This window comes from Rhizobium aureum (genome assembly GCF_030182495.1).
GTDB lineage: Bacteria > Pseudomonadota > Alphaproteobacteria > Rhizobiales > Rhizobiaceae > Rhizobium > Rhizobium tropici_C.
Map to the genome: position 1 here is coordinate 141,431 of NZ_JAQJCI010000001.1, position 13,759 is coordinate 155,189.

A 13,759-nucleotide genomic window follows, 5' to 3' on the forward strand; every position below is an offset into this window, starting at 1 on the left:
GGGAGCGTCGCAACCGGTTGGGTAACCTCTGTCGGCCCAGACCTTCCTTCGTTGAGCGCGATGGAACGGCAGCATCGACGTTCAAAGAGGCAAGCCCAACTAAAAGCCTTGGCTCTTGTGGCGCCACTTTGCATCTTCTTGCTCGTCATGTTCGGGTGGCCACTCGCAACTATGCTGAAGCGCGCGGTGAGTAATGATGAATTTGGCGCCGTTCTCTATCGCACATCGGCCAGCATTGCCGATTGGGACGGAACCGGTACGCCATCAGAAAAGGTCTATGCCGACCTGGTCGCCGACCTGAGGCAGGCGAATGAAGAGCAGAAGCTCGGCCAAGTGACATCCGCTCTCAACTTTGACTGGGCGGGTGCCAGACCGCTTGTCGTGAGGACGGTGCGGCAACTTTCAGCAACGCCGGAAGCAGGGTGGAAGGAAACGCTGATAAAGGCCTCACCGGATTGGGGAAACCCCGACCTCTGGGCTTTGATTAAGAAATTGAGCCAACCCTACACCTCTCGACACTTCCTAGCAGCGCTCGATTTGCAAACAGCCGCAGACGGCACGGTCCAGAGGGTAGACGCAAATAAGGCGATCTATCAGACGCTTTTTCTACGCACGCTGTGGGTCAGTGCAGCTGTGGCAGGGTTGTGCCTGGTGCTTGGTTATCCGGTCGCGGCACTGCTCGCAAGGCTTCCCCTCAAAACATCGAACTTGCTGATGATGCTGGTGCTTCTGCCATTCTGGACTTCGCTGCTTGTTCGGACGACTTCGTGGATTGTCCTGTTGCAGGGACAAGGTGTGATCAATGGCATTCTAGTTTCGATCGGTCTCGTGAGCGACGGCCAGCGTCTTCCGCTGATCTTTAATGTGACGGGTACTCTCATCGCGATGACTCACGTCCTACTTCCGTTCATGATATTGCCGCTCTACAGCGTGATGAAGTCGATCCCACCGACGTATGTCCGTGCAGCCCTCTCCCTAGGTGCGTCTCCGGTAACAGCATTCCGCAAAGTTTACCTGCCTCAGACGATCCCTGGCGTCCTAGCTGGATCACTTCTCGTGTTTGTTCTGGCCGTTGGCTATTACATCACGCCCGCGCTGGTCGGCGGCCAAAGCGGCCAACTCATCTCCAACGTCATCGCCTACCACATGCAGCAATCTCTGAACTGGGGGCTCGCAGCCGCCCTGGGATCGATCCTGCTTGTTGGTGTCCTCCTCGTATATTGGCTCTTCAACCGTTTGACCGGCGGTAACGGCCTTCGGATGGGTTAGGAGACGTAGAATGTCATTGCCCGCACACACCTCGGCTCTTGGCAGGATTGCTCACTACAGCTATTTGGCCTTTTGCGCTCTTGTTCTTCTTTTCCTGATCGCGCCGATCCTCGTTATCATCCCGCTGTCCTTCAACGCTGCGCCCTATTTCACTTTCTCGAGCGACATGCTCCAGTTGAAACCTGCGGCTTTTTCGATGCGCTGGTATTGGGATATTGTCCAGAACGGCATGAATGATCCGAATGTGCCATTTGGGTGGGGCTTCATCGTCGATAGCTGGAACAACGCCCAGTGGATTCATTCCCTGAAGAACAGCGTCGTCATAGCGGTCGCGACGACCATCCTTTCGATGCTACTGGGTACCCTTGCAGCGCTGGGACTGACCAGTCCGAGCATGCCCGCAAGAGGGCTTGTCATGAGCGCTCTCATCTCACCGATGATTGTTCCACTCGTCATAACGTCGGCCGGCATGTACTTTGTCTTCTCGACCTTAGGCCTCACCGGTACCTTCGCGGGGCTTATAATCGCACACACGGTGCTAGGCACGCCTTTCGTGCTGATAACAGTCGCGGCCACGCTCGAAAGCTTCGATCGTAACCTGATTAGAGCAGGCCTTTCCCTTGGTGCCTCCCCGATCCGCGTTTTTTTCAAAGTTATCGTGCCGCTCATCCTTCCGGGAGTGATTTCCGGCGGGGTCTTTGCCTTCGCGACATCGTTCGACGAGGTCGTCACAGTGATCTTCCTTGCGGACTATGACCAGCGCACCGTTCCCAGACAGATGTGGGCCGGCATCCGCGAGCAAATCAGCCCCACAATCTTGGCGATGGCGACTATCCTCGTCTTCCTCTCGATTGGCTTACTCACCGCAGTCGAAATGCTTCGGCGCCGGTCCGACCGGATGCGCGGCGTAGCCGCTTGATCCCAACAAACTTCACAACTTTAGGAGACACTCATGATCGACAGAAACGACTTTCAACCGGTTGACGCCGCCGTCACTCCGCGCTTCTCTGACGTCGCTACCTTCTTGCGCACCCGGCGCCACGAAATTGAGCGAGGCATCGATATCGGCCTTTGCGGCGTGCCCTTCGATCTCGGCCTGAACTACCGTTCGGGACCGCGCCAGGGGCCGGCCGGCGTGCGCGAAGCCTCGCGCATTATCCGCAGAATCCATCCCGTCAGCGGTGTGCGCCCTTACGATATTTGCACTGTCGCTGATATTGGTGACGCCCCCATCAATCCTCTCAACAAGGATGCCTCGATCGATCAGATCCAGGCTTATTTCGAAGAAATCAAGGCGGCCGGAATCCGGCCAATCGCAATCGGTGGCGATCACACGATCCCCACTCCGATCCTGCGTGCGCTGGCAAAGGACCGCCCGGTCGGGATCCTCCATATCGACGCCCACGCAGATGTCATGGACACCATGTGCGGGACGAAGGTGAACCACGCAACGTTCATGCGTAGAGCCTATGAGGAAAACCTCATCGATCCTAAACGAGTAGTCCAGCTTGGACTGCGTGGCACCCGGTTCGGTGATGACGATGTGCAGTTTGGCTACGACAAGGGCTACAACATCATCACGCAAGACGAGTACGAGGAAATGGGCCGCGCGGCCGTGATCGAGAAGATCAACGCGGTAATCGGCGATGGCCCCTTCTACATCTCCCTCGACATCGACAGCATTGATCCCGCCTATGCACCGGGTACGGCCGTGCCAGAAATTGGTGGCCTGTTGCCACGCGACCTTCAGGTCATCATTCGCTCGCTGCAGGGCAAGGATCTCATTGGCGCTGACATCAGCGAAGTCGCACCGGTTTACGATCCCACCGGCATCACGTGTGTCACGGCGGCAAACATGATGTTCGAAATGCTTTGCGTCATGGCGAAGGCGATCGAGAAAGCTCGGTGAACAGATGGTTTCCTCTGGGCAAATGGGGCGCGCAACCATGATAGATCAAACAATTTTTTCAGCAATCGACAACTCTCTTGATGGCGACAGGATGGTCGCCGCTTGTCAGGAAGTTGTCAGGACGCCTAGCCTTTCCTTTGAGGAGGGAAATGTAGCGAAAATCTATGCAAGACACTTGAACGAACTTGGTTTCGACAACGTCGAAATCGACCCGAATGGAAACGTGATCGGGGTCCTTCGTGGCGAAGGTAACGGTCCCTCGCTCATGGTTAACGGCCATATCGATCACGTTCCGACCGGCGAGATGAGCGATCCCTTCAGTGGGGACCTCGTGGATGCGAGCCGTTGGGGCGAAGAAGGCCTCGCGATCTACGGTCGTGGAACATGTGACATGAAGTGCAATGTCATGGCCAGCGCCTACGCGATCGCATCGATCAAGAAGGCGGGCGTGAAACTTCGTGGGGACGTGGTATTTGTGGCTGACGTTGGCGAGGAAGTGGACTCTCCGCTGGGTGTCCCATCCGTAATTGCGAGGGGCGTCCGTACCGACTACGGTCTCAATACGGAATCCAGCCGGGGTCGTGTGCATATCGGACATCGCGGAAAAATTGATGTTGAAATCACTGTTCACGGGCGCACTTCACACGCATCGGAACCCGGAAATGGCATTAATGCCGTCTTTGAAGCTGTTCCCTTCCTCGAAGCACTTCAGCAATACGCCAATGCGATGAAGAACGATGATGTTCTTGGCCCTGCAACGGTCACTCTGATTTCCATGAAGTCCTCGCCGGATAATGGAACGGCGGTCGTCCCAGACCGCTGCATTATTCGCGTTGATCGTCGATATGTGCGCGGAGAAACGGCTGAGACTTGTGAGCGGGAGCTTCGCGATATTCTTGATCGTATTTCTTCTTCGAATTCCGGTTTCAAGTATGATCTGAATGTGATCGTCCATTACCCACTGATGTGGGTTGAGCCAGACAGCCCAGTTGTCCAGGCCGCGCTCCGCGCGCGGGAAAGCATTACCGGGAAGCCGGACTCAGTTGCTTCCTGGAGGTTCGGTGTCAACGGTACCTTCATGTGTGCTGCAGGCATTCCGACTGTCGGTCTCGGCCCAGGTAACGAGAAATGGGCCCACACCCCCGACGAGCACATATTGGTCGCAGATCTTGTCGAGGCATGCGGCATCTGGAGCCGCATGATCGTCGATGTTTGTGGCGTGGCTACAGCCAACTGATTTCTCTTTCTGGTAATTACGGAGGCTCAAATGAGCAGACTTCTTCAAACTGGTCTCAATGCCGGCAAAGATCCGGTCATCAAGGTAGTCGACGGCGAAGGTGTGTACTTCATCTTGGCGGACGGACGTCGTCTCATTGACGGCAGCAATACGGGCGGTCCACTTGGTCACAAACACCCGGTCATGGTTGAGGCAATGATCAAGGCCGCTTCCAACCCTGTTATCAATGAAGGTTGGTTTTGGGCCGAGCGTGAAGCCGCCGCCGATGATCTCATTGAGATCGCCTTTGGCGAGGAGAAAAGCTGGGTTGGCGCCGTTCGCTTCTTCATCTCGGGGAGCGAAGCGAACGATCTTGCTTTGACGTTCTCGCAAGCGTTGACAGGTCGCACGGAACTCGCAACCCGCGAGCGGGCCTATCATGGCATGACCGGCCTGTCGCGCCAGATGACCGTGCAGCCCCATTGGCACGGCGGCCTTGCTCTTCAGAGCGGGGGAAGCAAACCAGTTCCAGCTCAAGTTCCCGTCCGCATCATTCCCGGTCCCGTAAATGCCAAGTTCGGCGGTGTCTCCGATAATCGGCCTCTCAGCGAACGGATGGTTGGGACTGAGGAGGCGCTCTCTGCAGTGGCTGCAACCATTATCGACTACACTCAGGGCGGAACGTATTACGATCCCGAATACCAAGATTACGTCGCAAATGCAGCTCGTAAGGCCGGGTCGCTCTGGATCGCAGATGAAGTAGTGACGGGCCTTGGTCGCAGCGGGCGCTGGTTCGCCTTCCAGGGTGGTGAAACCCGTCCTGATATCGTCACCCTCGGTAAATGCCTTGCGGGTGGTTCGGCTCCCGCGGGTGCGGTCGTCATGTCCAAGGACATCGTTGACCAAATGAAGGGCAAGAGCTGGCAGACGTACAGTACGTTCCGCGCACATCCAAGCGCAGTTGCAGCGATCCGCGCCTATCTCTCCGTGATGAAGGACGGCGAAATCATTCGTCGCGTCAAGAAGCTTGAGGCAAAGATGAAGCAGGGTCTCATCGAGATTGCTCGGCGGCACCCGAGCGTCGCACGAGTTGATGGCTTTGGTCTGCATTGGACGGTCGAACTACATGGCCCAGATTGGCGCCAGTGGTATGCCGACACCGCTGTCTCCCCGATCGCTTCGCGAGTAGCGGCGCGCGCAATCGAGGCAGGTGCAATCATCGGGACAAGTGGCGAGCAAACCTCCTTGTTCCTCGCGCCGTCTTTCATCATCTCCGACAGCGAACTTGATACACTGCTCGCGGCTCTCGATCACGGTCTGGCGCTGGCGGACGCAGAGTTTGAACGCGGCGCAGCCTGAAGGACGACCCATGACCGAAAATACTGTTACTGAGGAAGTCACGGCGGCAGTCCAATCTTATCTAGACGCGCTATACCTTGGCGATGTCGAGAAGTTTCGCTCAGTCTTTCACCCACGAGCTCAGTTGTATTCTGCAACGGAGGGAAATCTGGTGAACCTGAATGTAGACGCCTATCTTGAGATGGTTGCCAACCGCCCGTCTCCACAAGAAAAGGGCGACACGCGCCAGGACGAGATACTTTCAGTCACCATTGCAAGCCCCACCACCGCTCACGCGCGTGTCAAGGACGTCTATCTGCCCAAGCGTTTCGTCGACGACCTGACCTTCGTTTTGGTCGATGGGAAGTGGCAGATTGTCTCGAAGGTCTGGCATTTTGAAGTCTAACTGACTCTGATGTTCGCCCCTCACGAGGCGAGCATCATTCAATCTGTTATGCGCTTTGGGCCGACTGCCGCTCTGCTGTCGGGCTGCTGCGCTATGAGCTGCCTAAAGGTGAACTATGGCCAATACGAGCCTCGTCTCAAAATTGAAAGATCCCACTCTTCTTGTAGAGAAGGCTTATGTAGACGGGCAGTGGATTACTGCTTTGGACGGATCGACCTTCGAAATTTCTAACCCTGCGAATGGTGAAGTTCTGGGCACAGTGCCAAATCTGACGGTTGCCGAAGTGAAGGCCGCTATCGAGGCGGCGTATACGGCTCAGAAGAATTGGGCGAAGCTCACGGCCAAAGTGCGGTCGTCGACACTTCGGAAGCTGTACAACCTCATCGTGGACAGTGTTGAAGATCTGGCAATCATTCTGACCGCGGAGATGGGAAAGCCTCTTCAAGAAGCTCGGACCGAAATCCTCTATGGGGCGGCCTATATTGAATGGTTTTCAGAGGAAGCCAAGCGCCTCAACGGCGATGTTATTCCTGCGCATCAGACGGACAAACGCCTGTTTGTCCTTAAGAAACCAGTTGGCGTCGTTGGAGCCATCACCCCGTGGAACTTTCCGAGCGCTATGCTCGCCCGGAAATTGGCTCCGGCGCTCGCCGTCGGCTGCGCGTTGGTCGCAAAGCCGGCAGCGCAAACTCCCCTGTCGGCATTGGCGCTTGCTGTTCTTGCGCACCGTGCGGGCGTACCAGCTGGCGTCCTGAATGTGATCACTTCCACGGATGCGGCCATGGTTGGGACTACACTTTGCACGAGTGAGTTGGTGCGAAAGATCTCGTTTACCGGCTCGACAAATGTTGGGCGCATTCTCATGCGGCAGGGCGCTGACCAGATCAAAAAACTAAGCCTCGAACTGGGGGGAAACGCCCCGTTCATTGTTTTCGATGATGCTGACATTGATGCAGCCGTGGAAGGGGCAATTGCGGCAAAGTTCCGGAATGCCGGGCAAACCTGCGTCTGTGCAAATCGCATTTATGTCCAGGCGGGTATCTACGACGAGTTCGCCGAGAAGCTTGCCAAGCGGGTTGCCAAACTGGCCGTTGGAGACGGTTTCGCTCCAGGCTCTGAAATCGGTCCCCTTATCGATGGCAAGGCCATCAAAAAGGTCAGGGAACACGTCGAAGATGCAGTATCGCGCGGCGCGAAGATCGCTGTAGGGGGCTCATTGGCTGACCAGGGCGACCACTTTTTCAATCCCACAGTTCTTGTCGGCGTTACCTCAGAGATGAAGGTCGCCAAGGAAGAGACGTTTGGTCCGCTCGCTCCCCTCTTCAAGTTTCAGACAGAAGAGGAGGTGATAGCCATGGCCAACGACACCGAATTTGGGTTGGCGGGCTACTTCTACTCTCGCGATATCGGTAGGATCTTTCGAGTGGCCGAGGATCTGGAAACCGGAATGGTCGGCGTCAATACCGGCCTGATCTCATCCGAACTCGCGCCTTTTGGAGGCGTCAAGCAATCAGGGCTGGGCCGGGAAGGCTCGAAGTATGGAGCTGACGATTATATCGACCTCAAATACATCTGCCTAGATGTGTAACGATGCATGAAGACGATGGCAGGTGCAAATGCCTGCTGTCGTCTCCGCACCGAAAGATGGTGCCTATCAAGCAGAAGTCCGCTCCTTATCCCAGGGCTTTCAAATATGACTGAGAAATCAACGTCGTTCGCCTTGATCTACGCCGCGGCGACAATTGCTGTAGTCTTGTGGGGTGCCTCGCCTGTTGGGACCAAGTTTGCTTTAGCGGAAGTCTCACCTCTTGACGTGATGACGATCCGTACAACGGCCGGCGGTCTCGGAGGACTTGCGCTCGCGGTCATCTTAAAGATCAGACCTCCGCGGCATCGTCGAGACGTTTTCCAGGTGGCTCTAGCTGGAGCCTGCGGAATGATTGCATTCCCTACGGTGTTTTCGCTGGGAATGCAGACGACGTCTGCTTCACACGGCGCTATGATTTTGGCCTTCATGCCCGTCACCACCTCTGCAATCGCTTTTGCTGTCGATTGGGAAATGCCGCCGATTCCCTGGCGGCTCGGCTGTGTTCTCGCAGTCATTGGCGAGGCCATACTCGTGTTCAAGTGGGAAGGGGCTGCCGCCATAGGCGAAGCGTCGTTCAAAGGCGACATTCTTGTTCTTTTATCTACGTTCTTTGCCAGCGCAGGTTACGTCCTCGGCGGAAGACTGCAGAAGCGCGGTTATCCGGCTCGCGGCATCACATTTTGGGGTGCAGCTATTTCCGGAGCTGTTCTTGTTCCGTTGTCGGCAAGACTAGTGGTCTCGGTAGATGCCACCCTTTGGCACCCTGCAACATGGGTCGCTCTTGGGTACCTAGCGTTTGGTGTCACGATCCTCGGCTATATCTGCTGGTACTGGGCACTCGGCCAGGGCGGAGTGAGCCGGATAAGCTTGATGCAGTTCCTGCAACCGATCTCCGGCATGGCTCTGTCGTTGGCTTTCTTTGATGACCGGGCTTCTCTCCAGTTGATCTTAGCTGCAGGTCTTATTTTTGCAGGAACGGTCATATCTTCACGAGGGGCGACGCGGTGAGCAAGTGTAGAGCACTCGCGAACGTCAGATACTTAACCAGCCTGAGAGTTGGTCTACGTCCGGAACATCGGCTTCGAGGTTGGCCTTACTCAAACAATGGTTTGGCCTATCGAGATCGCGCTCCTTCCTCATCACTAGTAAGAAGTTCATCTGGCTATTTGGCTTTGCACTGGAAAGCGTTCAGGCGCTGGCGAGGAGGAGACCCATCTATAATTCGATGCATCAAGTTGGCAGCAACGAAATGCCACAACGATTGATCCATCGCGCCTCCCGCTAGCAACCGGCTCGTATTCCTCGAGCGAAGATCAACGAAAGTGAGAGCTTGATGCACCAGAACATCGTCCATTACTTCGAGCAGTTTGGCGTTCCCGCCGAGGTTGTGTCGTTTGTTAATCGGCCCATAGGCCACTTCATCGATGGAAATGAGACTAGATCCTCGGATGACCAGATTGACCTAGTCGAACCTTTTACTTCTAAGCGCTTGACTGGCATTGCCAATGGGACTGCGGCCGACGTGGATCTAGCCGTTAATGCTGCCCGCAGGGCGCTCACGGGACCATGGGGTAAGATGTCCGCGCTCGAGCGGCAAAAGCTCATCTTGCGCTTGGCCGCTGCCATGGAAGAAGACTTGGAGGTTCTCGCGCATCTTGAGGCGATCGATGTTGGGAAATCGATCAGTGATGCGCGCACGGTCGATGTTCCGGGAGCCGTTGCCAATCTGGAGTATTTCGCGGGCTGGTCTAGCAAACTTGACGGCAGGACAGCAAGCGCGGTGGCTCTTCCTGGCCATCCACTCACCTACACGATCAAAGAGCCAGTAGGCGTCGTCGCTGCGATCGTACCTTGGAATTTCCCACTCCAGATACTTTCATGGAAAATTGCTGCGGCGCTCGCATGCGGTTGCACTATCATTTGTAAGCCGTCCGAGGTAACGCCGTTGTCGGCAATGCGCCTGGCGTATTTGGCGGCTAAAGTCGGCTTCCCAAGCGGCGTCATCAACGTCGTCAACGGTTTTGGTCATGTCATAGGGCAAGCACTTGCAGCCCATCCCGGCGTTGACAAGCTTTCTTTCACGGGATCGACCCCGGTGGGAACGTCTGTCGGTAAGACTGCGCTTGACACCATGAAGCGATTGACCCTCGAACTCGGCGGCAAGTCGCCGGTCATTGTAACGAGCAAAGCGAATGTCGACAACGCAGCCAATGCCATTCTAGCCGGAATTTTCTTAAACTCAGGTCAAGTCTGCGATGCAGGCTCGCGCGTCTATGCAGATGCGAGTGTTCACGATGAGTTGCTGGCAAAGCTCCGTTCTGGAGCTGAGAATTTGCCCATCGGACCCGGACTCGATCCGAGGGCGAAGATAACGCCTTTAGTTTCTGCGGCACATCGCGGCCGCGTGCTGAAGCACATTGAAACGGCACACGCCGAAGGGGCGGCTTTGGTCACCGGGGAGCTCGGGCAGGGCAGCGCGCGCGAAGACGGGATTTTGTTACCTACAATCTTCGACCAGTGCTCCGAGAATATGAGCATCTTCCGGGAGGAGATCTTTGGGCCCGTATTAGGTGTAGCAAGGTTCGATAGCCTCGATGAGGCAGTCGAGAGAGCAAACTCGAGCATTTATGGGCTGGCGGCTGCGATCTACTCGGAAAGCGTGGACGAGACGATCACGCTCTCGCGTCGGCTCAAGGCGGGTAACATCTACATCAACGCCCACGGGCTCGTTGACCCAACGATGCCGTTTGGTGGTTTCGGGGCATCTGGTTTCGGCAAAGATATGGGACCCGAGCAGCTGGACGGCTTTCTCTCCACCAAAAGCATATATGTGCAACTAAACGACTGATGGCGTTCGATAGCGCTTTCAGGGAAGGAAGTCTGGATATGAAAACCGTGCAGCATTTGTCCATTCCAAACCAGGACCTTAGGTTCTCGTCCCATACGCGGGCTATCGCGAGCGAGGGCGCCGCAGGTTGGGCCATTGCGGACGCGGCAGCCGATGCATTGGATAGAGGGGCAGATGTTATCAGCTTGTGCCTTGGGGATACCTCATTCGATACGCCCGAACGGATATCCGAGGCAGCGATACAAAGCATCCGGACAGGGCGAACCCACTACGCGCCGGTGCCCGGTACGCCCGAACTGCGCCTCAATATTGCCAGCGCTCAGAGCCGCTTCGATGGTCAAACATGGACGCCTAACGAGGTCACAGTCTTCGCCGGAGCACAGAACGCCTTGTTCGCGGCCATGATGACCGTCGCAGGGGCTGACGAAGAAGTCCTGTATTTCGAGCCCTGGTATGCTACTTATGAGGCGACGATCCGCGCGGGTGGGGCGACTCCCAAGCCGGTAGAACTGAACCTGGAAAGCACATGCGCGAAGGTCACTAGGGACGTGCTGGATCGGGCTGTCAGCTCGAAGTCTCGCGCAATTTTGCTCAATTCTCCCAACAACCCCGGGGGATACGTTCTTAGTCCCGATGACCTCAAAACGGTGGCTGATTTTGCGGAATATCACAACCTTTGGGTAGTTAGCGACGAAGTCTACCGAAGCGCAGTCTTTGACGGAAAGTTTACGTCAATCTCCTCACTGCCAAAATTTCGGAACCGCACGATTCTCGTCAATAGTCTGTCCAAGTCGCACGCTATGACGGGCTGGCGCGTCGGTTGGACGCTTGCACCCGTTGAAGCAACCCTGCATCTACACAACTTCGCTCAATGCATGCTTTTCGGTTCACCGACCTTCGTGCAGGACGCTGCTGCCGCTGCGCTCTCTCCAGAAGGCGAGGCCGAGATGCGCTTTTTCTCCGAGGAATTGCGCAGGCGTCGCGACTTGATGTGCGCACGCCTTTCCGAGATCGTTTCTTTGAAATTTGTCCGTCCCGCAGGTGGCATGTTCTGTTTTGTCGACGTAAGTGCGACCGGAATGACAGGCACTCAGTTTGCTCAGCGGCTCTACGATACACACGGTCTGGCGCTTGTGCCTGGTACTGCCTTCGGACCGAACATGTCTGCGTTTGTAAGAATATCGTTTTCAGGATCGGAGGATGCGATTTCGGCCGGGATGGACCGTTTGGCCCGATTCTGCTCCTCCCTGTGATCGGCAGACAAACGGTGCTTGATAGAGGAACTGGTATGAAAATTCTCGTCCCGGTGAAGCGGGTGGTTGATTACAACGTGAAGATCCGCGTCAAGCCGGATGGCACGGGTGTTGAGCTCGCCAATGTGAAAATGTCGATGAACCCGTTCGACGAGATCTCGGTCGAAGAGGCTCTGCGCCTGAAGGAAGCCGGCAAGGCTGAGGAAGTGGTGGTCGTCTCGATCGGTCCGGCCAAGGCCGAGGAAACGCTGCGCACCGCGCTCGCCATGGGCGCCGACCGCGCCGTTCTCGTCGAAACCAACGAGACGCTAGAGCCGCTCGCCGTTGCCAAGATCCTGAAGGGCGTCGCCGATGCTGAAAAGCCCGGCCTGATCATCGTCGGTAAGCAGGCAATCGATGACGATTCGAACCAGACCGGCCAGATGCTCGCCGCCCTGCTCGGTACCGCCCAGGCGACATTCGCCTCGAAGATCGAGATCGAAGGTACTGGCCCTGGGGGCAAGGCAACCGTGACCCGCGAAGTCGACGGCGGCCTGCAGACGATCGACGTCAAGCTCCCGGCTGTCGTCACCACTGACCTTCGCCTCAACGAGCCACGCTATGCCTCGCTGCCGAACATCATGAAGGCGAAGAAGAAGCCGCTCGACAAGAAGAGCCCGGCTGATTTCGGCGTCGACACGAGCCCGCGCCTGAAGGTTCTGAAGACCGAGGAGCCGTCCGGCCGCAAGGCAGGCGTCAAGGTCAAGTCGGTCGCCGAACTTGTCGAAAAGCTTAAAGTCGAAGCTGGCGTCCTCTGAGGCTCGCGAAAGGATTTACTACCATGGCCATTCTTCTTCTGGCTGACCACGACAACGCAACCCTTTCCGACCAGACCGGCAAGGCACTGACGGCCGCTTCCAAGATTGGTGGCGACGTTCACGTGCTGGTCGCCGGCAATGGCGCCAAGGCTGCTGCCGATGCGGCTGCCAAGCTCGCAGGCGTCTCCAAGGTTCTGCTCGCCGAAAGCGACGAACTCGCCAACAATCTGGCCGAGCCGCTCTCAGATCTGATCGTTTCGCTGGCTGGCAGCTACGACACGATCATCGCGGCTGCGACCTCGACCGGCAAGAACGTGCTCCCGCGCGTTGCCGCTCTGCTCGATGTCGCGCAGATCTCCGAGATCATCGAAGTCGTCTCCGCCGACACCTTCAAGCGCCCGATCTATGCCGGCAACGCCATCCAAACCGTACAGGCGACCGACGCCAAAAAGGTCATCACGGTGCGCACCGCTTCCTTTTCCCCGGCCTCCCAAGGCCCAGCTGCTGCCGTTGAGGAAATCTCAACGGCAGCTTTTTCCGGCACCTTTTCGACCTTCGTCTCGGACGCCCTCTCAACATCAGATCGTCCGGAGCTCACTTCCGCCAAGATCATCATCTCCGGCGGCCGTGCGCTCGGCTCCGCAGAAAAGTTCCAGGAAGTCATGCTGCCGGTTGCCGACAAGCTCGGTGCCGCCGTCGGCGCCTCGCGCGCAGCCGTCGATGCAGGTTACGCCCCGAACGACTGGCAGGTCGGACAGACCGGCAAGGTGGTGGCTCCACAGCTCTACATCGCCTGCGGCATCTCGGGTGCGATCCAGCATCTCGCCGGCATGAAGGATTCGAAGGTCATCGTCGCCATCAACAAGGACGAGGAAGCGCCGATCTTCCAGGTCGCCGACTACGGCCTCGTCGGCGACCTCTTCGACGTTATCCCAGAGCTTCAAGCAGCAATTGAGAGCCGGTGAGTATCCCCCAAGCTCCCTGTTCGAACTGAAACATCTGCACGGGTCCTTTGTATAAAACAGCATGGCGCGGTTGGTGCTGTAGTGAAGGCGCAGGCGACGACAGAAGCAGCACTCGCTTTGGCAACCGTCTGGGCTTTCGCAGGTGCGCTGACCGTAGTTTGGCATTCTGG

Annotated in this window: 12 protein-coding genes; all 12 read left to right on the plus strand. The window is 56.8% G+C overall.

Annotated elements, in window-relative coordinates; genetic code table 11:
* The first annotated feature begins 171 nt into the window (after positions 1-171).
* The gene (locus PH552_RS00710; RefSeq protein WP_285165341.1) at positions 172-1,269 is read left to right on the plus strand and encodes an ABC transporter permease; all 1,098 of its coding nucleotides are present in this window, start codon (positions 172-174) and stop codon (positions 1,267-1,269) included.
* Positions 1,270-1,279: 10 nt separating this feature from the next.
* Positions 1,280-2,188, plus strand: a complete 909-nt coding sequence (locus PH552_RS00715) for an ABC transporter permease (protein WP_285165342.1) — start codon at positions 1,280-1,282, stop codon at positions 2,186-2,188.
* Between the two features lie 33 nt (positions 2,189-2,221).
* Entirely contained in the window at positions 2,222-3,178 is a 957-nt protein-coding gene (gene speB, locus PH552_RS00720; RefSeq protein WP_113249219.1) for an agmatinase, read from the plus strand.
* A 37-nt stretch (positions 3,179-3,215) separates the two neighbouring features.
* Complete coding sequence (locus tag PH552_RS00725; protein WP_162736936.1) at positions 3,216-4,415, plus strand: M20 family metallopeptidase; 1,200 nt, start codon at positions 3,216-3,218, stop codon at positions 4,413-4,415.
* Positions 4,416-4,445: 30 nt separating this feature from the next.
* Entirely contained in the window at positions 4,446-5,753 is a 1,308-nt protein-coding gene (locus tag PH552_RS00730) for an aminotransferase class III-fold pyridoxal phosphate-dependent enzyme (RefSeq protein WP_113249221.1), read from the plus strand.
* Between the two features lie 10 nt (positions 5,754-5,763).
* Entirely contained in the window at positions 5,764-6,138 is a 375-nt protein-coding gene (locus PH552_RS00735) for a nuclear transport factor 2 family protein (protein ID WP_113249222.1), read from the plus strand.
* 115 nt (positions 6,139-6,253) lie between these two features.
* Positions 6,254-7,726 (plus strand): NAD-dependent succinate-semialdehyde dehydrogenase, encoded by a 1,473-nt coding sequence (locus tag PH552_RS00740; protein WP_113249223.1) that lies wholly within the window; start codon positions 6,254-6,256, stop codon positions 7,724-7,726.
* A 105-nt stretch (positions 7,727-7,831) separates the two neighbouring features.
* On the plus strand, positions 7,832-8,734 hold the full coding sequence (locus PH552_RS00745) for a DMT family transporter (protein ID WP_285165343.1): 903 nt from the start codon (positions 7,832-7,834) through the stop codon (positions 8,732-8,734).
* Positions 8,735-9,059: 325 nt separating this feature from the next.
* The gene (locus PH552_RS00750; RefSeq protein WP_285165344.1) at positions 9,060-10,574 is read left to right on the plus strand and encodes an aldehyde dehydrogenase family protein; all 1,515 of its coding nucleotides are present in this window, start codon (positions 9,060-9,062) and stop codon (positions 10,572-10,574) included.
* 38 nt (positions 10,575-10,612) lie between these two features.
* Positions 10,613-11,827: a pyridoxal phosphate-dependent aminotransferase gene (locus PH552_RS00755; protein WP_162736938.1), complete on the plus strand. Its 1,215-nt coding sequence runs from the start codon at positions 10,613-10,615 to the stop codon at positions 11,825-11,827.
* Positions 11,828-11,862: 35 nt separating this feature from the next.
* Positions 11,863-12,624, plus strand: coding sequence for an electron transfer flavoprotein subunit beta/FixA family protein (locus PH552_RS00760; RefSeq protein WP_113249227.1), 762 nt, complete (start codon positions 11,863-11,865; stop codon positions 12,622-12,624).
* Positions 12,625-12,647: 23 nt separating this feature from the next.
* Positions 12,648-13,589 carry an electron transfer flavoprotein subunit alpha/FixB family protein gene (locus PH552_RS00765; RefSeq protein ID WP_113249228.1) on the plus strand — a complete coding sequence of 314 codons (942 nt, stop codon included), beginning with the start codon at positions 12,648-12,650 and terminating at the stop codon, positions 13,587-13,589.
* The last annotated feature ends 170 nt before the right edge of the window (positions 13,590-13,759 follow it).